Below are 19428 nucleotides of genomic sequence, written 5' to 3'. Positions count from 1 at the left end.
CTACGGTCCGAACTGCGTGCTCCCCGCGTCTGTGGGGATGGCGGGCAGGTCCCTCGGGCTGTGGATCCAGGAGGGTCACTGATGTGTCGCTCTGTGTACGAGAACCGGCTCTGGTCCGTTTCTCGTGGTCGTCTACACAGCGCGGCTCGATTTACGGGCCCGCCGCGATGCCGCACGAACCGGTCTGGCCCGCTGTACGAGTGACGTCGGGGGCTTCTCCCACTGGGGATGGGTGAAGGCCAACCCGGCTGCGGTCAGCCGGCCCGGCACCACCCGGCGGCTCTTGAGCAGCAGCTCCGTGTTCGATCATCGCTGTTCTCGATCTTCTGCCCGACGCGTGGGAGTGGGCACATGGGGCCGCTGTGCCGCTGTGGGTGGTGCCGGTCACCGCGCTCGCCTCGTATGCGGCTGTCGGCGTCGTGGTCCGTATGGGCTGCCCGTGCGAGCTGGGCCGCGCCGGTGGCATCGGCGCGGCATCCGGGCTCGCCCTGCACCGGTTCCTGGAGGGGGCGACTCTGGCGCTGACCGCCTCTTTTGTCGTGGTGTCGGCGCTGCTGGTACATGCCGCGAGCGAAGGTCTGGCACTCGCCGCCCTGCTCGGGCGCAGCCGCGCCGGCGAGTGGCGCCCTGGATCGGGCTGGCCTGCCTGGTCCGGCCGCGGGCGCCTTGGTGGCCAGTGCGCTGCCCATCCCGAACGGTCTCATGTCGCTGCTGCCGGCATTCGTTGCCGGGGTACTCGCGCAGGGAGCGTGGGTGGCCCTCAGGCTCGCCCGTCAGCAACATCCTCGGGAGGAGCGATTCCTTGGAGTGCCAGCAACCATGGCGATGACTCTCGCGGCCCTCCTCACGGCGCTGGTCGACCTTGTCGGTGCCGTCGGCCGCTGAAGCTGACAGCGCCCCACGGCTGCCGGGAGTTGATCGCTCTCACCGTCGGCTCCCGCGAACCGGGCCGGTCCTCAGCCGCACGTGATGCGTGAGAGGGCCGACGAGGCGTACGCCCCCTCCGGGCGGCCGGTGACGGCGCCCTGCGTCTCAGGAGGGCCTGGCCAAGGTCTTCCCTGCCCCCTCACGTGAGCAGAGGTACGGGGTTCACCAGAGGGCCGACGACCTCGGCTCTCCTTCTTTTGCGAAATCCGTGCAGCCCGGAGCGATGAAGGGGATCCGGGCCATCTGCACGCCGGGGGCCGCCACGAGAGGGCCGGCCGCGGGCAGGGATGTACGTCCAGCTCAACGGTGCCCCCTCAGGGACGCCAAGAGGGTCCACTGACGTGAGGACCGCGTTGCCGGTGCCCAGTCCGGCCGGTTACGGCGCCGTCGAGCCCTGACAGAGGCGAGTGAGGTTAGCCCGGCCATCGGCATCGACCCGATCCGCAAGAAGTTGAGCAAAAGGGGGTGAACAGCTCGAACCGTTCGGCATGCGCCGCCCGTGGAACTGAATGAGCGCGCCCGTCCAGGATCCGGCCCACCGACCGCCCCGAGGTTGTTGGCGGTCTTCCCCCTCCGGTCTCCGCACATCCACGGAAGAGCCAGAAGACCATGTTCGTGACCGATTCCCCCAGCCCGAGCTCACTGCTCGGCCGGCCCTGCCGTCACCAGGCGCTGCTCACCCTGTCCGCCCAGGAGGCACACGTCTCTGCCGCCCGTCACTTCGCGGCCGATCTGCTCACGACCTGGAGTGTGCCCGCGAGCGAGCGGGACTCCGCCGTTCTCATCGTCGACGAACTCGCCACCAACGCCGCCCAGTACGGCCGAGAACGCATGACCCTCCAGCTCGCCCTCGACGACGGCACACTGCACATCGTGGTCACCGACTCCGGCAAGGCCGTGGAGCGCCACCGCCCCGACATCGCCTCCGACGAACACGGCCGAGGTACCGGCATCGTCCAGTACCTCGCCCAGTCCACGCAGGTGCACCAGACGCGCAGCGGCCGCGAAGTCCGCGCCTGCCTGAGGTGCTCGCCATGACCGGACCGGACGTTCCGCACGGGCCGCGGCCCTCCGCCGGGGCCGACACTGCAGCACAACGACAGACCACCGTGGGCGGCTGCGGCGCCGGGTCACCCGACGACCCCTCCGAGTGGGCCTCCGCGACCAACAGGCCGCGCCCCGTCGACGGCTGCCCGGACCCGGCCCAGGTGCCCACGCGGTCCCGGGTGAACCTGCGGGCCCCCGATCACGGCGGTCCCGACCACGACACGGTGCTGTGCCGACGCTGCGGCGGAGGTGTGAGCGTGGAGGGCAGCCCGAAATGTGCCGAGGACATGGCCGCCCCGCCCCCGCACGAGGCGTATGCGAACGCCCCCGACCTGCGCCGCGAGATGCACCAAGTACTCGCCCTCGGTGCCGAGCGCGACGGCCGCCGGACCAGGTCCGTCACCGGCCCCCCGGTCGATGCACCGGCCGCCGAACGCGCCTGGCTGCTACGCCGGGCCTCCCTCATGGACCGGATGGCCCTGGACGACCCCGGCCCCGCCCTGGTCGCGGCCGCCGCACAAACCGCCGAACAACTCGTCCTGCACGACCGCCGCCATCCCGACCTGGTGGCCGGCCCGCACCACCCCGACGCGATCACGCTCACCCCCAGCCGCCGTCTCTACGTCCGCCAGGAGTACGCCGCCTGGACGGCCGCCGGGCGCCCCGGAACCTGAACCGACCCCACCCCCTCGGGAAGAAGGACACATGACCCGCAAGGACGTCGACACCCGGAACGTCCCCACAGCAACCGACCGATCCCACTCGCCTCGCCTCTCACGTCCGAGAGCCCTGCGTGAACCTTGCGCCGGCCTGCGGCAGGACCGGTCATGCCGGGGAGAGGCGATGAACCCACCATGGCCGAACGCGCAGACCCACCAGCCGCTCCAGGTGCCCGAACGCGATTGCTCCCAGGAACCACGGCTGAGGGGCCGACCGGGCCGAACGCCGCCGCACACCCTGCGGGCCGGGCAGCCGGAGCGCGTGGCCATTCAGGTCACAGGCAGCGAACTTCGCCTCGTCGTAGGCCTGTTGCCGATCGGTCTCCCCGCGGTTGCGGCGGCGCCCCAAGGTTGTACGGTTACGCACCGTAGCAAACATACGTTCGAAGGGTTGGGGTGACGATGTTCCGCAATGCGCTGGAGCCCTGGCACCTGCTGATCCTGGTCGCGGTAGTGGTTTTGATCTTCGGCTCGAAGAAACTACCCGACACGGCCCGGGCGCTGGGCAAGTCCCTGCGAATCCTCAAGAGCGAGACCAAGGCCATGAAAGACGACGGCGCCTCGAACGAGCCACGCCCCGAGCCCGAGCCCGAGCCTGCACCGGGACCGCGGACGATCTCGGGCGCTCCCGAAGACACCGCCACGGCCCGCGCCGTGCCCACGGACAGCACGACCAGCCACCGAGACTGAGCCCGGTCCTGCGCTCCCCTGGCTGATCCTCCGCACGGGACGCTGCCCGAAGCCTCCTCCGACGGCTCACCTCCTGGGCTGCCGAGCCCCCCGCGCCGTTGTCCGCAGTATCGGCCGGCGTCTTGGCCGGAGCGGGGCGGCTTCCCGGCCCGGTCGCGGCGCGTCACAGTGGACGGTCTGGGGTCGTGAGCCGCCCACCCTCGCGCGGGGCAGGACAGATCAGCTCGCCGTACGTGGTGCCGACCTGAACCAACTGCCTCCCGGACGCGCGACCGGCAGCAACCCACGCCGTGGCGAGTTCGCGCCCCACCGGGCAACGGAGACGATCACGTACGAACGCAGGGCCGGCAGTCTCCGGTCCGGCGCACGGGATGAGGACCTCGAGTGCCCCAGTCAGCCCGCAACAAGAAGAAGGATTCCGGGGGATGGATGCCGCTCGCGGAGCACCTTCGTGAGCTTCGCAATGGCTGGCGTCGTGCCGGCCTCACCGGTATGGCTGTACCAGCTGTGGGCGTTCGTTGCCCCCGGGCCTGCACAAGCACGAGCGGAAGTACGCCTGGGCGTTCGTCGGCGCGGGCGTCCCGCTGTTCTTCGGCGGCGTCTTCTTCGCCTACCAGGTGCTGCCCACGACCGCGAAGGTATTGATCGGCTTCACCCCGCACGGGGTGAGCAACCTGCTGCCGCTGGATGATCTGCTCGACCTCGTCACCCGCATGGTGGTTGCCTTTGGTCTCTCCTTCGAGATCCCGCTGCTGCTGGTGATGCTGAACCTCAGCGGGGGAGTGTCCGGCCGGCGGAAGCTCGGCTGGTGGCGCGGCATGATCCTGGGGATCACGGCCTTTTCGGCTGTGGCGACGCCGAGCACGGACCCGCTGTCCATGCTGGCGCTGGCCGCACCGATCTAGGTGCTCTATTTCGCCGCCGTCGTCTTCTCGCTTCTCCGTGACCGACGCAAGGCTCGCAGAGAGGCAGAGGGACGCGGCGACGCGGAGGCCTCCGACCTCGACCTCACGCCGCAGGACATCGGCGAAGTGGAATCGGTGTCCGCCGGCCGGGCCCTGCCCGCGCAGCCGGACGCTGACGACGACCGCGCCGACGGGTAGGACGACGTGAGGACGGGCCTTCACAGGGCACGGATTGCGGAGGCCCCGACGGTGCGCAACACCAGCCGACAGCCCGGTCTGCCTCCGCTGCCTTCACGGTCCGCATTCTTGCTGTCCACCTCCTTCATGCCGCGGTCATGATGCCCATGGGGATGCCGATGGCTGTGTGGTCTTGACCGTCGTCGGGCCCTGGCGGTGGGTCTCCGGCAGCAGGGCGCAGGGGGTGGGGGAGTGTTCGGGGGCGTCGGCCGCCGTAGCCTGTGGGTCGACCCGCTCCGACCAGCTGATCAGCGCCTCCCGAACGACGGAGGAACCTCAGAGCTCGACGCCGTACCCGGAGAGCCGGGCACCGGCAGCGAGGCCCCCACGGTGAAGCGCATACCTCTGCTCACACGTGGGGCGAGGAACACCTCGGCCGGGCCGCTGCAAACACCAGGGCGGAGCCACCGGCCGGCCGGACAGGGAAAGTGCACGACCCCTTCGGCGTACTCCTGCATCAAGTCGGTTGCGGGCTGGGCCGGTTCGCCGAAGCCGGGGTGAGGGTGAGGGTGACCAGGGCCCGGAAGTCGCCCGGCGCACCGCGAGAGCCGCCGTGCGCTCGCACACGACCGCTGTGGTCACGTCACCGGGCGGCCAGGCCGCCCGGTGACGTGACCGCCCTCGCCTCACGCCCGGATGGTGACCAGCTTCTGGTCGTTGCCTGTGAGAATCTCGAAGTGCCCGATGGCTTGCGGGGACATGGCGACCGCCCCTGGAATCGTGGTGCCGGGAGGGTACTGGCCTGCCCGCCAGCTTGCGACGTCCGTCCTGGCTCCGCCAGGCCCGACCGCCTGCAGCCGGCAGGTGATTCCGGCGGGTGCCCCCTTGGCGGAGACCTGCAGGACGCTGCCCCAGGCAGAGGGCGAGACCTTCACCGAGGCGGAGACGCCGGTGGTGGGATCGCTTCCGGAGAAGGTGCGCCAGGCAACCGGCGCGGTCGGCCCGGGCGGCGTCGCCTGACTGCCCACGGATCCGATGGCCGCCAGCCATGTGCCGCCGGCCGCTGCCGCGATGAACGTCAGCGAGGCGGCAACGCCCGCCAGTTGCAGACGCCAGGTCCTGCGGCGGCGGGACGCGGCCTGCTGGAGCAGCCTCTCCAGCACACCTCTTTCCGGCGCCTGCGCCACCACGGGCGCGGCGGGCCGTTCGGGCAGGGAGCGCTGCGCGTTTTCGGCTGCCCGGGCCACCAGTCGGTGGGCCAGGTCTGCGTCGGCCGTCGGCACCGTCTGGCCTGAGGCTTCGGCTTCGGTCACCGTTGCGAGCAGCGCAGGCAATCCCGCCAGCCTGGTGTGTTCGGCCCGGCATTCGGGGCATTCCGCGAGGTGGGCGCGCACCCGTTCCATTTCCGGCGAGGGTAGCGTGTCCAGGACGTACCCTCCCAGCGCCAGCCGGAGGGTGTCGTGCTCCGCATTCATGGTCGCCACCTCCTGCCCGCCACGGTCATGGCTCGATGCCCCGTTCCTGCAGCGCCAGCCGCAGGGCGTGCAGGGCGTAGTACGTGCGCGACTTCACGGTGCCCAGCGGGATGCCCAGCACCTCTGCGGCCTCCGTCATGGTCCGGCCCCGGTAGTAGGTCTCCAGTAGGACGGCACGGTGGTCCGGGGACAGCGTCCGAACGGCGTCGGCAACCGCCCAGCTCTGCAGTGCCTGCTCGATCTCGTCCTCGCCCGGTTTCTGCTCGGCGGCTCGCTCCAACGCCTCGCCGCCGGCCTCGGTCGGCCTGGCCTGCCGGGCCCGGTGGGCGTCGATGACCAGGTGCCGGGCGACCGTACACAGCCATGCCCGGGCCGGGCCGCGTGCGGGGTCGAACGCGGCGGGATGCTGCCACGCCCGCAGCAGTGTCTCCTGCACGACGTCCTCCGCCCATTGCCAGTCTCCCGAGGTCAGTCGCAGCGCGTAGTGGAACAGGGCTCCTGCGTGCTCGGCGTACAGAGTGCGCAGCAGTTCCTCGTCTGCGGTCGAAAGGGTCCCTTTACCGGAGACACGGTGCGCGGAGCGATCCGGATCGGTCCGCGGACCACGTTTTCGGGAACTCCAGGTCATAAGACGATCATCGCGCACATATACCGCTTTGTCCTGTAACGCACGACGTGGGGCGGGTGGCGCTCCGTGAGCGACGCGGGCGATCCGCCCCTACCGCCAGGGTCAAGAGAGCGTGGCGCCCGGGGAAGACCGGCTGATCTGCGGCGATATCAAGAAGTCCTGCAAAAAGTGCATATCTTCCGAACCGTGGGACCCCTGCCGTCCGTGGAGCCGGACAAGAGCTGACGCACGCGCAATTCCTCATCGATTTCCCCACGCGGCAAAGGATGGATCAGAGGTGACCGAAATACAGCACGCGACGTACGCGCTCCTTGCGCCGACCACGCCCACCCCGCCCCCGCGCATCGAAGGCGGTGTCACCGCGCAGCCCCGGCCGGTGCCCAGCACGCACCGCGGCGACGGCGCTGCTCGGCGCTCCACGCGCACAGCGCTCGAGGGCCGAGCAACCACCGGGGCAGAACTCCACCCGGCCCGGCGTGCGCACCAGTCGTATGGGCACCGCAGACCCGCCCCGATTCGCTCGCGGTCCTCCGCACAGGAGACTGCCGCGCGCCGCCTGCACCTTCACGGCGTACAAGGGCGGATGCGCAGCGCGGGGCACATCGAGGCCAGCGGCCGGCACGGGGCAGCCCCCTTCCTCGTTCGCCGGCTCCGTGAGAGCCCGGCGCCCATGTACGCGGCATCCACCACTCATCCCTGCCCGCGCCTGCGCCCAGCCGGCGCAGTCCCCGTCTCCGCCGACCAGTGAGGAACGGACACCATGCAACTGAACCTTCGCACAGCAGGCCGGCGATCACGCGCTGCAGCCGGGCTGGCCGTCGCCACCGTCGCCACTGCCGGTGCGCTGGGGCTCCTCAGCGCATGCGGCCATTCGTCGCACTCCCCGGCCTCCGGAGCCGGCGCCGTCACGCCCGGTCCGGGTCAGCACCAGACGGCAGGAATGCCCGGTGCCACCGGGCCGGGGCACACGGCGGGCTCCGCTCACGGCGCCTCACCGATGCCCAGCATGAGCATGCCGATGGGTCCCTCGAGGGCGGGGGCGCCGGCCGCGCCGGTGGCCGGGAACGCCGTGGCGATCAAGAACTTCGCTTTCTCCCCGGCCACGCTGAAGGTCAAAGTGGGCACGACGGTCACGTGGGCCAACCAGGACACCGACGCCCACACCGTCACCAGCGCCGGATCGGGCGGCCCGTTGCACTCGGCCGCGCTGAACACCCACGCCACCTACAGCTACACGTTCACCAAACCCGGCACCTACGCCTACCTCTGCACCATCCACCCCTTCATGACCGCCACCGTGGAGGTGACCCCATGAGCGACTACTACAACAGTCACGACGAAGCGCCGGCTGGCGACGCCGGTCGGCCCGACACCGAACACGGTATGACCCGACGTCAGCTCCTCCGGCACGCCGGATGGTTCGGCGGCGCCGTGGTGCTGACCGTGGCCAGCGGAGAAGTGATCAGCCACATCGCGGACTCGCGTGGCACCAATGCCGGGGCCGCCGCCGCGGCCGCCGCAGACATCGGTGCGCTGCGGTTCGTACAGGTCTCCGACAGCCATATCGGGTTCCAGGGCCCGGCCAACATGGACGTGGCCGGCTCGTTCACCGAAGCGATCAACCAGGTCAACTCGCTCGGATTCAGACCCGACTTCGTCATGCACAGCGGCGACCTGACCCACCTGTCCACGACCGGGCAGTTCGACCAGGTCAGGCAGATGATGACCGGCATGCAGACGGACCGCGTCTTCACCGTACCGGGCGAGCACGATTCCATCGGCGATGCAGGCCGCGCCTACCGGCGGATCTTCGGCATGGGCACGCTCGGCGATGGCTGGTACAGCTTCGACACCCACGGCGTGCACTTCATCGCCCTGGTCAACACCCTGAGCCTGGAGAAGCTCGGCCATCTCGGCAACGACCAGATCGACTTCGTTCGCAAGGACCTGGCGGGACTGTCGTCGGACACCCCCATCGTGGTCTTCAGCCACATCCCGCTGTTCGCCATGTACCCGCAGTGGGGCTGGAGCACTGACGACGCCCTCAAGGTCATCGCCCTCCTGCGCCGCTTCTCCTCCGTCACCTGTCTCAACGGGCACGTCCACCAACTGTTCACCAAGACAGACGGCAACATCACCTTCCACTCCGCCACCACCACCGCCTACCCCCTGCCCAAACCGGGCCGTGCCCCTGCCCCCACCCCGCAGGTCGTTCCCGCCCGGCAGCTCAAAGAAGCACTTGGCATCCGCAGCGTCGGCTACCGCCAAGGCGACCGCGAACTGGCCGTCAAGGATCAGAGGCTGGCATGAACACCCGACGATTCCTCGCCCCCGTCCTGCGGTCGGCGACCGCCGCCACCCTCGCCGCCGGCGGATACATCCACGCTCAGCTCTACATCGACGCGTACCGATTCATCCCCTTCATCGGCCCCCTGTTCCTGCTCCAGGCCGGCGCCTCCTTCGCCCTCGCCGCCCTGCTGCTGATCGGGACACCGCCCCTGCTGCTGAGGATGGCCGCGGCAGGCGTCGCGCTCGGCGCCCTCGCCGGCTTCACCGCCTCGCGCACCGTAGGTGTGTTCGGCTTCACCGAGCACGGTCTGCAGCCCGCACCGCAAGCCGTCCTCAGCCTCCTCGCCGAGACCGGCACTCTGCTGCTCCTCGCCATCTGGCAGGTGACCGTAGCCCGACAACACCGTGCTGCCCGACTCCCTGTCGGTACACCCACCTGGAACCGGGCCACCACCCGCACACCACCCCCGGCCTGACCCCGTCCCACGCTGCGCGGGCCGCGGGCGGCCGGCGGTGTGGACGTCGCACGCGATCAGACAGGCCGACGGGACACGCCGTCTGCGCCAGCCGCCCTGGGAGCGGCTGCGTCAGAGCAGTTCATAGCGCTGCAGATCACATGTGGAAGGCGGGCAGTGCTGTGGGACCTGCGTCTCGCCTCAGCGGCGCCTGAGGGGATGAGCCTCCTGACGTCAGCCTGTCTGGCGGATCGAGGCGCCGACGAGGATGCCGTCGGCCACGGTGTACTGGCCGGCATATGTCTTGAGCGTGCCATCGGTCTGGGTGGCATACAGGACGGCGTGGACGCCGGAGGCTCCGAATTCGCTGATGGTTCCCAGGGTGATGCTCTGGGTGGTTCCGAAGCCGGCCACCCACCGGCCGTAGGTCGTCCCGGCGATGTTCGAGCCGCCGAGCGCCCAAGCGGCCGCGTAGTCGTGATCGGTGATGTCCTGGTAGTACTGCGAGACCACCGCCGAGGCGTTGGTCAGATGCGGGCGAGGAGCCGCCGGGGGCGCGGTCTTGGGCCTGACGGCCGCCGTGGCCTGCGCCGTGGACGTCGGCGTCGGTCTGGCAGTTGGGGACATCGAGGGGGGCGAGACCGAGCCCGGCACGGTGCGCGTCACGGTAACGGCCGGGGTTGCCCCGGATGCCGTTCTTGCGGAGCAAGCGGCGAGAGGCAGGACAGCGAGCAGAACGGCTGCCGAGGTGATGCGACGCACGGGCCCCCCTTTGGCGGTGCGGAAGTTACTGCAGACACCATGGCACCTGCGCACGGAGCGAGCGCCGGTGTTGGCCAGAACGTTGTCGCGGATGGACCCTGCCGGACCGTCTGCCTTCTGCAGCGCCTTGTCGACTTGGGGGAGTTGCGCGAGAACTCCAGCACGTCGGTCCGTTGGCAGAAGCCGCAGGGGGTCCAACCAGGTTGCCCCTCGCGTCGTCGCCAATCCGGAGCAGCGCCGCAATCCATCGGCGGCTGCCTCCTGCGTGGGTGGGTGCCGGCGCGCTCGGGCGTCGCCTCGTGGACGTCTTCGCCGCCGTGTACTTCGGCGCCCGACTCCGGTCTGCTGAAGCGGTCGGCCTCGCCGAGACGGACCTGGTCCTTCCTGAGCAGGGCTGGGATCGGCTCTCCTCCACTGGAGTCCTTCGGTCGGCAAGCAGTGGACCGATTCGGGGGAGACCCGCGACGACCGCGGGTTGAAGAACCGGGCGACCGAGGATGTCGGGCGGGTGACTTTCCCAACCCACCTCGTTGGCGCCCATTGCGTCCATGTACGGCTCCACGACTGCCGGCGGCGGCCGCGGACGCTGGTACCGATGGTGACCTGACACATCACCATATCTGCGGGGTGGGTCCCAGCCGAACTGGCTGGACCCACCCCGCATTTCGGGGTCGGATACGTCGACGACTCCGCGCGAAGGCCTCCATATGGGAAATGGGGGTACTCGGGTTTGAGTCGGGGGCGGAGTGGGCCCGCGCGAGGGAACCTGCGCGACCTCCTGCTATGTCCCCGCCCCCGGCTCCCTAAGCCGGCTAAACGGGTGCGGGATCCTGGAAGCAGGCGGTGACGTCCTTGCCTCGCGGGCAACGGTGCGCCTGCCATCCGTCAGCGAGCGCATCGACGAGGAGCAAGCCACGTCCTCCAAGGGCCCCCGCACCGGGATGACGCTGCTCGGGCAACTGGGGAGAGGCGTCGTGCACGGTCACGTGCAGGCACTCCTTGTCCCAGGTGAGGATGAGCTGAGCGGCACTGCGCGCATGCACATGCGCGTTGGTCACCAGCTCGGACACAGCCACAAGAACCCCTTCTACCAGATCCGGTGCTGTCTCCGGCCAGCCGAGAGTTGCCAGGTGTGCCCGCGTCCAGTCTCTGGCTGCCTTCACCCCGCTGTCGATCGGCAGCGACCGTGCCCATCCCACTGCCTTCAGCGACGAGTCCTCCTGACGCACCGACAACTCCCTAAGTCGTACAACATGCCTGAGCCATATGCCCGCGAAGCGGCTGGCAGAACATGCCGCAGAACCTGCGCCTTCGGGCGAATCATCAGCCACCAGTCCGCCTGCCGCTCCAAGGCATGCATGCGTCGCCAGCACCCATGTAGCACGTCGGGCCCTGCGGGACGGGGGCAGTTCGTGGTCGAGGACGCTGGTCGGGCGGGGCGGGCCGTCCCGGACTTTGTCCTGTCGTCGATGTCAGCGCGGCGCATCCATTTCCACAGCGTCATCGCGTGGACTCCGAAGTCGGCGGCCACCTGCTCGACCGTCACACCCGGCCCGCGGTTCCTCGCGACACGCACGACATCCTGACGGAACTCCTCCGGATAAGGCCTGGGCAGAGCGACATCCTTCCCACCCGCCCCACAGGGCAGGCCACTTCAGATGACCTGCCCCACCTCTCAGGTTCCAGTTTTGCTGGCTACTGAACTTGATTGGGTGATGTCGGGCCGTTCGACTGACGCCGGCCGCTCAGCTCCGGTAGCTCTGGACCGTGAGATACGCGCAGGGCGGCGGGTTGACCGACGCTGGGAGGGTCGCGCGGGAGCGGATCCGGCTTCAGGCCGTGGAACGCTTCGAACGCGGGGAGAGGAACCGGGACATAGCTGCCGCGCTGCGAGTCAGCGAGCGGTCGGTGGAGCGGTGGCGCCGCCAGTGGCGCGAGCGGGGCCGAGGCTGGAGTCCTGTCGAAGGGCTCACCCGGGCGGCCGAGGGATCTTCTCCGCGCGAGCGGAGGTGAGCCGCTGACGTACGCGGAGCCGGAGTACAGGCCCCGTCTTGTCCGCGCGAGCGGAGACGAGTCGTCGCTCTGACGGGACCGGTGCAGACCCGAGGGCGATCTTGTCCGCGGGAGCGGAGGTGGCTGACCGAGATGGACGGCGCCGGGCGGCGCGCTGGGTGGGGGCCGAGCCGTGCGTCGCCCGCGTGGCCGGCCACTGCGCCCTCGAGTTCAATCTCGCATCGAGGCGCAGCGGGACGTCGAAGCCGACAGGGGCCGGGAAGAACCCCTCGCACGCGCGCTGCGCACCCACACCGACATCGTCGACGGCGAGGCCCTGCGCACCCCGACGACGCGCTGTGCGCTGCGGGAACACGAACTGGTCGTCCGTCGCACCGAGGCTTTCCTGCTGCGGGAGTACACCGACTGGCTCGGCATCACACAGCCCAAGCGGCTGCGCACTCCTGCTGGCATCACCGACCTGCACCTGGCGTTGCCGGAGGGGAGCGAGGTCGTGGAGGCCAGGCGTGCAAATACCCTCGGGTTCGTCCGGGATGTGTTGGCGCAGCTGTTGGATTACGCGCCGCACACCCCTGAATCGGCAGCGCGGCTGACGGCGCTCCTCCCGGTGCGCCCCGCCGACCGCGATCTGGCACTGCTGCACCGTTACGGCGTTGACTGCGTGTACCGCACGCATCCGCGGACGTTCGACCGTTCACCCGCTCCCGAGGAGGCCCGTGCGGCCATGATGCCGCTGTGGCGGCACGGCCGCGGCCGGCACAGCTGAGCCACGCCGGGCGGCCAGTCAGGAGTTCCTGCTCCACTAGGGTGCCTGGCGAAGGCTGCTGACCGGGTGTGCGGGCGCATCGTTACAGGAGCCCGCCTTGCTTCTGACGTGGGAGGAGGCGACCACGCGGCGGGACCAGTCCCGTCGCGTGGTCGCCGGACTGGACGGTGCGGCGAAGCTGGAGGTCTTCGCCCAACTCACGGCATTCGTGGGGGTCGCCGATGGGATGGCGCGGGCCGCAGCCGCGCCGTCCCCGGGCCGAGTGGCAGCCGAAGCTCGCTCCCTCGCCGCTGTCGCTGCCAAGGCCAACAACCCGCACCTCGCTCTGGCCGCTTGTCTGGAGCTGACAGCCCCGATCCGCTGGGAGCTTGCCGAGGTGGCCGCCTTCCTGCTGCCGGTGCGGTTCACCGGTGGGGTCCGCTTCGGGCGGCCCACCTCGGTGCTGGCCATGGGTCTCCTGTTCAGTCTTCCGTGACGCGGATGATCGTCTTGCCTGGGGTGCGCGTGCCGGGGGCGAAGGCGGAGGGTGCTTCGGCGAGCGGCCGCACAGCGCTGACGACTGGCTTGAGGCGGCCGTCCCTCAGCCGCGTGGCGAGATCAGTGAGCCGGGCGCGGTCGGGTTCGACGACGAAGAAGACCGCCCGCCCGTCCCTGGGCCGGACCCTGGGCGGCATGACGACGGTGATCAGCGTGCCACCCGGCCGGACCAGGGCGGCCGAGCGATCGAGGATGTCGCCGCCGATCACATCGAATACGACGTCGACGTCGCCGGCGTCCTCCAGCTTGTCGGTCTGCAGGTCGATGAAGGTGTCCACGCCGAGTGCGCGTGCCCTGTCCCGCCCGGAGGCCCGACCGGTGCCGATGACGCGGGCGCCGACCTCGCGGGCGAGCTGTACCGCGATCGAGCCGACGCCGCCCGCGGCACCGTGGATGAGGACGGTCTGGCCTGTGGTGAGGCGGCCGTGGTGGAACAGGCCCTGCCAGGCGGTCAGCCCGGAGATCGGCAGCGCGGCGGCCACGGTGTGGTCGATGTCCGCCGGCAGCGGGGCGAGGTTGCGGGCCTCCACCGCGGTGTATTCGGCGAGTGTGCCGTTGCGGGTCCAGTCGGCCAGGCCGAACACCCGCTGTCCGACGCTCAGGCCGGTGGTGCCGTACCCCAGCTCTGCTACGACACCGGACAGCTCGTGCCCGGGCACGCTCGGCGTCCGGTCGCGGCCGACGCGATCGGTCCAGGTGGCGGGCCAGTCCAGCTCGCCAGGGGTGAATCCGGCGGCGTGCACCCGCACGATGACGTCGTTCTCGGCCGCATGGGGGTAGGGCATGTCCGTCAGGGACATCCCGGCAAGACCGGCGTCACGGTCTCGCACAGTGATGGCTCGCATACAGGTCCTTACTCGAAGGGCGGCGACCCGAGCGCGTAGCGATCGCGCGCAGGGCTCATAGCGGCTGCAGGTGGATGTATGCCGTGCCGCATGATCGATCTCACCCGCTCTGGCGTCTTCGTTCCTCGCCCTGGCGCGTTCCCATCAGAGAAACGAGGTGCCCCATACGGATGCGAAAGCTCCGACGTGTATCAGTCTGTCGGGATTGAGGATCCTGCGGTGCGCGGTGATCGGACCGTCTGTGATCCGGACCGTGAGCTCTTTACAGCCTTCCACGTCGGTGTCGCTCGGAGCGTGCCGACGCGATATGTCAGGGCGGCGCCACTGGAGGGGCCGGCGTTCCGGGCCTATCCGGGGCGGGTGAGTGCTGCAGTCCGTGGTGGACTGCGACCTGTGGCCGGAATTACGTAGCGGGGTTTCTGCTCCCGGCAGCGCGCCCACCAGTTGTGGCACTGCACGGTGGACGGTCGCCGTGCGCAGCTCTTCCATGAGCCGGTCGAACGCCGCGGCGTCCTGGCGGGACGACGGCATCGAAGGTGCCGGTCCCTGTGACGACTACGGTTCGTCGAGCGCTTCGAAGATCTCATCGACCGCCCGGGCGGCCATACGCGGGGTCTGGGCCGGAGCGCTTCGATGAGTCTGCGGTGGCCTGCTGCTTGGAGTAGGTCGACGAGACGACTGGCAGCGGCATCGGTCGCCGCCTTCGCACTGACCGGAACCTTGATGGGCACCGCTTCGGCGCAGCCCGCTCCGGCAAGCAGCACCCTCAGCGCCGTCCGGGCGGGCGCGGTCAGGACCGTGGCGGTCAACTCGGCCGCCGCGGCCGGCTGCAGGATCGGGCAGTTGGTGATCACACGGACCAGCATGTGCCTGGACACCAGGGCTGAGGTGGACGTGCTGCGCAACGGCAAGATCATCGGTCGGGCCACGTTCGACATCAAGCACTCCATGACGCTCCAGGCCGGGAAGCGGAACTGGAACGAAGCTTTCACGGTCGGCAAGGCGACACTCGTCAACGCCTCCGGCATCCGCGTGAGCGTGAGTGTCGGCGCTGGCAAGGGCATCACCACCAAGGTGAACTTCCCTCAGGGCTCCGCCCTGGGCGCTGCCCACAAGGGCACGGTCGGCTACAAGACGAACGTGGGCAAGAAGCAGCAGCAACTCACCTCCTCGTCGTACCGGTTCACCTTCACCAAGCCCGGCTACACCCTCGGCGGTTTCACCTACAACTCGGCGCGCTACCGGTGCGACGACAAGCTGTGGGGCCCGACCAGGCGCCTGAAGGCCCCGGGGTGCGTCTTCCCGGGCGGGAACATCGCCGTGAACATGGGCGACCTGCGGTACATCTCGGAGAACATCCGCGACATCCGCAAGAAGGGCGGCCACTACGGCGAGTGGGGCTACGGCAAGCCGCTGCACCGTCTGGACTCCGAAGCCCAGGCGAAGAAGAACCGCGATGCCGTCTGCGGACGGGCCAAGCCCAGCGCCTGGGAGCGGCAGCATGGCCTGACCTCTTGCGACGAGTACCCCTTCGCGTCGACGAAGGAGGGCGGGACCAAGCTGCCGGCATCCCAGCGGGGCATCAAGTTCGTGCCGCCGACGGAGCAGGACCGCCAGGGCGGCCGGATATCCGGCTTCCGGAAGCAGTTTCGTGTCCTTGACGGCGACGCCTTCTACGTAACCATCTGAGCAGTGCAGCGCATGTGACGGGCGGCTCCCCGCATCCGGGGCGGGGAGCCGCCCGCCACGCACCTGGAAGGACAGCCCAGTGACCGGCCCCCACCGCCACACGATCGACGTCCCCGCAGACCACCACCAGTACTGGCTCCTCGCCACCCGCCCCGGCGACGAGGAACCCCCCTACCCGGCCGAGCCCAAGACCGGCGACGTGGGCCTGCTGGACGTCTCCCGCAAGGGCCGCGCCGGACACGTCCACACCCACACCCCCTACGGCGACATCCACCTGGCTCTGGAGTTCCACGACCACGCCCCGGCGCTGCAGACCGACGGCTGGCACACGGTTACCGAGGCCAGCATGCGCTTGGCCGACGAGATCCTCCTGACCAATCCCGCCGACGCCGAGCACACCGTTCCCGTCCCCAGCACCGCGGGGGAGTGGTCGTGGTGGCGTGTGCGGGTCCACGCCCGCACACAAGCCGCCGGCGAAGGCCTGCACCCGCCCGGCGTGCACGAGGAACAGGAACACCACCTGATCCAGCTCTGGCCCGCCCCGAAAGGCCCCGCCACCGACATCATCGACCGCGGCCCCGTCGACGTACTCATGACCGACGCCGACGAAAGCGTCGCCGGCTCCTGCTCCATCGCCTTCAAGGAGCCCTCGCACAGTCTCACCTTCGCCGTCGGCGACCGCCCCCGAGCCTTCGACGCCGGGCCGGCGGACACCCTCGCCCTCGCTGACGACGGGCGGAGCGCCCGCATCCCGACCACCGGGTGGGATGACAAGACCCTGTTCGGCGCCGCCGTCTCCTTCACCCGTCCTCTGCCCACCACCGCGGCCCAGTGGCAGATCGACCACGCATTCACCCTGCACGGCCCCGGCACCACGATGTGGATCACTCCGGACGAAGACCTCGAGTACGCCGACTCCGTGCCACTGCCCATGACGGTGCCGGAGCGGGGATGGCACATCATCGTGTACACGCGAGGCCGCACAGACGCCGGAGACGGCGAGTACTACGTGACGGTGTGGCCAGAGTCGTAGGCATATCCCGCCCGAGCGCCAGCCCGGAACCACGCAGGCTTTGGGGACGCACTGGCGGTAGCAGTGAATGGGCAGTCCTGCTGGCCGAGGCCCGCAGCCGGATGCCGAGCCGACTGGGCTCCGTGACTGGAATCCATGCTGCGCTCGGTCACGTCCGGTGGAGTGGTGTATCGACGGCCACTCGGTGATCCCGTTTTTGACGCTGTGCGGGGAGGAGGCCGACCACGTCGGTGCGGCGGCGGATCTCCTTCGTGGGCCGTTCCTGCGGATTGTTCGGCCAGGTCTGCCACCAGATCTCGCGCGGGAAAGCGGTGAACGCCGGCAGGTCGTGCTGGGCGCCGTCCAAGTCGGTTGCTGCCTTGGGGAATCACGCCACCAGTGCGGCGCCACACCGCCGGTGTGGCGCGACGATGCGGCGGTGCTCCGACCTGGTGGGGCCAGCCGGAACAGCCAGGCGGATGGCCTGGCCGTTCCGTTCCGTATCCGTGTTCCGGGAGCGGTGCCTCAGGCGTGCGGAACCAGGTTGTGCTCAGTTCCCAGGGTGCTCGTACCGGTGTCGGCGTACAGCGTGGTCTCGCCGTCGGACCAGCGGATGACGAGGTCGTCGGTGCGGTGGTTGGGGGTGAAGTCGCCGGTCGTCATGACTGTGTTGTGGGTTCACAGGCCGTTGGGGTTCTGGATGCGTGCCTCGGTGTCGAGGGCGGAGGCGGTGGTCCCGGTGTAGTTGTCGAGCTCGCCGTCCGACCACTGCACCATCAGGTCCCATTTCTGGTTGCCGGAGTACTCGCCGGCGGTCAGAAGTGTGGCGTTGGTCCAGATGGACTTGGGTTTCTGCAGCTGGTGCTCCTGTCCGAAGCCTCCCGCCCCCACATTGGTGTAGAGGGTGAGTTCGCCGTCGGACCAGCGCACCATCAGGTCCGTGACATAGGTCGAGGAGTTGAAGCGACCTGCGGCGATCTGGGTGGCGTGCTCCCAGATGGTGTGGGGGGCGGCCAACCGTGTGCCGGGCACGTTGAGGCCGTTGGTGCCGGCGTCGCCGTAGAGGGTGACCTCGCCGTCGGACCAGCGGACCATCAGGTCGAACTGGTTCGATCCGGTGAAGTCGCCCGCCGTGATGGTCTCCGCGTGAGTCCAGATGGACTGGGGGGCGACCAGCTGCCGTTCGGAGATGAAGTGGCCTTGGCCGTCGTTGGTGTAGAGGGTTACCTCGCCGTCGGTCCACACCACGATCAGGTCGCTGTGGCCTGCTCCGTTGAAATCGCCGGCGGCCGTCAGCTTGGCGTGCTTCCAGGTGTTGCCGTCACCCATGGAATAGGGAAGGGCCGGTTGGTGGTAGGGGCCGTGGTCGGTGTGCAGACCGTTCTGGGCGTCGTCGTAGAGCTGGAAGAACCGGTCGCCGTGCAGAGGGCTGTAGGTGATCCGGTTGTACAAAGGGTTGTCGCTCGGCACATCGGGGCCGCCCCGCAAGAAGCCGCCCACATTGCCGATGATCTCGCCGGTCTCGCCCGAGGGGTCGAGCTTGGAAAACCATGGTCCGCCGGAGACCCCGCCCCACATGCCGCCGCAGTCGATCTGCATCTGGTTGTAGGCGGGCAGGGGCGTCGTCCAGACGTTGGCGCAGCGGAAGGCGCGGTCCTGCGGGTTGTGCCCGACCATCGGGTAGCCGACGACCGTCACCTGGTTGACGAAGCCCGGGGTGCGGGCCAGCGTATTGGCGCCCACGACGTCCTGGACGTTGCGCCCGCCGTTCTCCTTCAGGCTCGCGAAGGCGAAGTCCAGGTCGGAGTTGGCACTGCGGTCTGCGGCGTACTGTGCGTCGCGGAACCAGTCCTTGACCGGCCAGATGCCGTACGGCTGGTCGCCCGCTGACTTGGTGTGGTCGTACTTGGGCACGAACGCGGCTTTGTCACCGAGGCAGTGACCGGCGGTCAGGATGAGATTCCGGCCCCCGCTGTTCACCACACTCGCGGTGCAGTTGTGGGCCTTCATGTCCTTGCTCTGGCTGAAGAGCGTGCCCACGGACTTGATGCCGTCGAAGTGCTCACCGTCGATGGCGGTCAGGGACCGCTTCTTGTGCGGTGCCGTCCAGCCCTGCGGCTGCGCCTCGCGGCCCGAGGGGTCGGTGGCCGAGGCGATGCGCTCCGGCGTCCAGAACCGGATGGCGTCCTCGACCGTCCAACTGCCGTCGTCACCGTCATTGGCGGAGGTGGCACGTCTCGGCGTCGGAGTGGTCTTGCCGCTGGGTGCCGGCTTGGTGGTCGCGGCGCGGGAAGCGGTTGGTGTCGGTCCGGCGGCCTGGGCCGCCGCCGCGTTGCCCAGCAGCAGTGCGGCGCACAGTGCGAGGGCAGCACCGAGACGTATTCGTTGGGTATGCAAGTAGATGTACTCCAGGTCAGGCATGCCGGAGGGCAGGCCGGAGCCTGCGGACATGCGTGAGGGTGGCGGCCGCCGCGGAAGACGGGGCCGGGTCT

The 19428-nt window shown here is 69.5% G+C and carries 19 protein-coding genes and 3 pseudogenes; 12 read left to right on the top strand and 10 right to left on the bottom strand.

Going from position 1 to position 19428, the window contains the following annotated elements:
* Positions 1-132: 132 nt before the first annotated feature.
* Entirely contained in the window at positions 133-270 is a 138-nt protein-coding gene (locus P3H78_RS28555; protein WP_438828061.1) for a hypothetical protein, read from the bottom strand.
* 1266 nt (positions 271-1536) lie between these two features.
* Here P3H78_RS28555 and P3H78_RS28550 point away from each other — a divergent pair.
* From P3H78_RS28550 to tatC, 4 genes and pseudogenes are all read left to right on the top strand, one after another.
* A complete protein-coding gene (locus tag P3H78_RS28550; RefSeq protein ID WP_276112061.1) occupies positions 1537-1965 on the top strand; it encodes an ATP-binding protein in 429 nt (142 codons plus the stop codon).
* On the top strand, positions 1962-2648 hold the full coding sequence (locus tag P3H78_RS28545; RefSeq protein WP_276112060.1) for a hypothetical protein: 687 nt from the start codon (positions 1962-1964) through the stop codon (positions 2646-2648). Before P3H78_RS28550 ends, P3H78_RS28545 begins: the two co-directional genes overlap by 4 nt.
* A 447-nt stretch (positions 2649-3095) precedes the next feature.
* Positions 3096-3383 carry a Sec-independent protein translocase subunit TatA gene (gene tatA / locus P3H78_RS28540; protein WP_276112093.1) on the top strand — a complete coding sequence of 96 codons (288 nt, stop codon included), beginning with the start codon at positions 3096-3098 and terminating at the stop codon, positions 3381-3383.
* Positions 3384-3846: 463 nt separating this feature from the next.
* A pseudogene (gene tatC, locus P3H78_RS28535) lies at positions 3847-4486 on the top strand (twin-arginine translocase subunit TatC); the annotation flags it as partial.
* 665 nt (positions 4487-5151) lie between these two features.
* On the opposite strand, the gene P3H78_RS28530 reads toward tatC, so the two are convergent.
* Positions 5152-5940 (bottom strand): anti-sigma factor, encoded by a 789-nt coding sequence (locus P3H78_RS28530; RefSeq protein ID WP_276112059.1) that lies wholly within the window; start codon positions 5938-5940, stop codon positions 5152-5154.
* Positions 5941-5965: 25 nt separating this feature from the next.
* Entirely contained in the window at positions 5966-6568 is a 603-nt protein-coding gene (locus tag P3H78_RS28525; RefSeq protein ID WP_276112058.1) for a sigma-70 family RNA polymerase sigma factor, read from the bottom strand.
* 1006 nt (positions 6569-7574) lie between these two features.
* Here P3H78_RS28525 and P3H78_RS28520 point away from each other — a divergent pair.
* Genes P3H78_RS28520 through P3H78_RS28510 form a run of 3 tightly spaced genes read left to right on the top strand, consistent with a single transcriptional unit; the run spans position 7575 to position 9333 of the window.
* On the top strand, positions 7575-7883 hold the full coding sequence (locus P3H78_RS28520; RefSeq protein WP_276112057.1) for a plastocyanin/azurin family copper-binding protein: 309 nt from the start codon (positions 7575-7577) through the stop codon (positions 7881-7883).
* Positions 7880-8878, top strand: coding sequence for a metallophosphoesterase family protein (locus tag P3H78_RS28515; RefSeq protein WP_276112056.1), 999 nt, complete (start codon positions 7880-7882; stop codon positions 8876-8878). The genes P3H78_RS28520 and P3H78_RS28515 overlap by 4 nt, the downstream gene beginning before the upstream one ends.
* Positions 8875-9333: a hypothetical protein gene (locus P3H78_RS28510; protein WP_276112055.1), complete on the top strand. Its 459-nt coding sequence runs from the start codon at positions 8875-8877 to the stop codon at positions 9331-9333. The genes P3H78_RS28515 and P3H78_RS28510 overlap by 4 nt, the downstream gene beginning before the upstream one ends.
* A 213-nt stretch (positions 9334-9546) precedes the next feature.
* On the opposite strand, the gene P3H78_RS28505 is transcribed toward P3H78_RS28510, so the two are convergent.
* From P3H78_RS28505 to P3H78_RS28495, 3 genes are all read right to left on the bottom strand, one after another.
* The gene (locus P3H78_RS28505) at positions 9547-9939 is read right to left on the bottom strand and encodes a hypothetical protein (protein WP_276112054.1); all 393 of its coding nucleotides are present in this window, start codon (positions 9937-9939) and stop codon (positions 9547-9549) included.
* A gap of 947 nt (positions 9940-10886) precedes the next feature.
* The gene (locus tag P3H78_RS28500; RefSeq protein ID WP_276112053.1) at positions 10887-11303 is read right to left on the bottom strand and encodes an ATP-binding protein; all 417 of its coding nucleotides are present in this window, start codon (positions 11301-11303) and stop codon (positions 10887-10889) included.
* Positions 11279-11689: a transposase gene (locus tag P3H78_RS28495; protein WP_276112092.1), complete on the bottom strand. Its 411-nt coding sequence runs from the start codon at positions 11687-11689 to the stop codon at positions 11279-11281. Before P3H78_RS28495 ends, P3H78_RS28500 begins: the two co-directional genes overlap by 25 nt.
* Before the next feature lie 152 nt (positions 11690-11841).
* Between P3H78_RS28495 and P3H78_RS28490 the strand changes: the two are divergent.
* From P3H78_RS28490 to P3H78_RS28480, 3 genes and pseudogenes are all read left to right on the top strand, one after another.
* Positions 11842-12061 (top strand): annotated as a pseudogene (locus P3H78_RS28490) (helix-turn-helix domain-containing protein); the annotation flags it as partial.
* A gap of 198 nt (positions 12062-12259) precedes the next feature.
* Entirely contained in the window at positions 12260-12853 is a 594-nt protein-coding gene (locus tag P3H78_RS28485) for a hypothetical protein (protein ID WP_276112052.1), read from the top strand.
* A 97-nt stretch (positions 12854-12950) separates the two neighbouring features.
* Positions 12951-13328 (top strand): hypothetical protein, encoded by a 378-nt coding sequence (locus tag P3H78_RS28480; protein WP_313884432.1) that lies wholly within the window; start codon positions 12951-12953, stop codon positions 13326-13328.
* Here the strand turns inward: P3H78_RS28480 and P3H78_RS28475 are convergent.
* A complete protein-coding gene (locus P3H78_RS28475) occupies positions 13315-14235 on the bottom strand; it encodes an NADP-dependent oxidoreductase (RefSeq protein WP_276112051.1) in 921 nt (306 codons plus the stop codon). The genes P3H78_RS28480 and P3H78_RS28475 overlap by 14 nt on opposite strands.
* Positions 14236-14958: 723 nt before the next feature.
* Here P3H78_RS28475 and P3H78_RS28470 point away from each other — a divergent pair.
* Both P3H78_RS28470 and P3H78_RS28465 read left to right on the top strand, forming a co-directional pair.
* Entirely contained in the window at positions 14959-15924 is a 966-nt protein-coding gene (locus P3H78_RS28470; RefSeq protein WP_276112050.1) for a NucA/NucB deoxyribonuclease domain-containing protein, read from the top strand.
* A gap of 79 nt (positions 15925-16003) precedes the next feature.
* Complete coding sequence (locus P3H78_RS28465) at positions 16004-16957, top strand: hypothetical protein (protein ID WP_276112049.1); 954 nt, start codon at positions 16004-16006, stop codon at positions 16955-16957.
* 208 nt (positions 16958-17165) lie between these two features.
* On the opposite strand, the pseudogene P3H78_RS28460 reads toward P3H78_RS28465, so the two are convergent.
* The 3 genes and pseudogenes from P3H78_RS28460 to P3H78_RS28450 form a co-directional block, all read right to left on the bottom strand.
* Positions 17166-17321 (bottom strand): annotated as a pseudogene (locus P3H78_RS28460) (transposase); the annotation flags it as partial.
* Positions 17322-17461: 140 nt separating this feature from the next.
* Positions 17462-17599 carry a hypothetical protein gene (locus P3H78_RS28455; protein WP_276112048.1) on the bottom strand — a complete coding sequence of 46 codons (138 nt, stop codon included), beginning with the start codon at positions 17597-17599 and terminating at the stop codon, positions 17462-17464.
* Between the two features lie 15 nt (positions 17600-17614).
* Positions 17615-19387 (bottom strand): trypsin-like serine peptidase, encoded by a 1773-nt coding sequence (locus P3H78_RS28450; protein ID WP_276112047.1) that lies wholly within the window; start codon positions 19385-19387, stop codon positions 17615-17617.
* Positions 19388-19428 lie beyond the last annotated feature (41 nt).

The organism is Streptomyces tropicalis (assembly GCF_029269835.1).
Lineage (GTDB): Bacteria > Actinomycetota > Actinomycetes > Streptomycetales > Streptomycetaceae > Streptomyces > Streptomyces tropicalis.
This window is presented reverse-complemented; position numbering and strand designations above follow the sequence as displayed.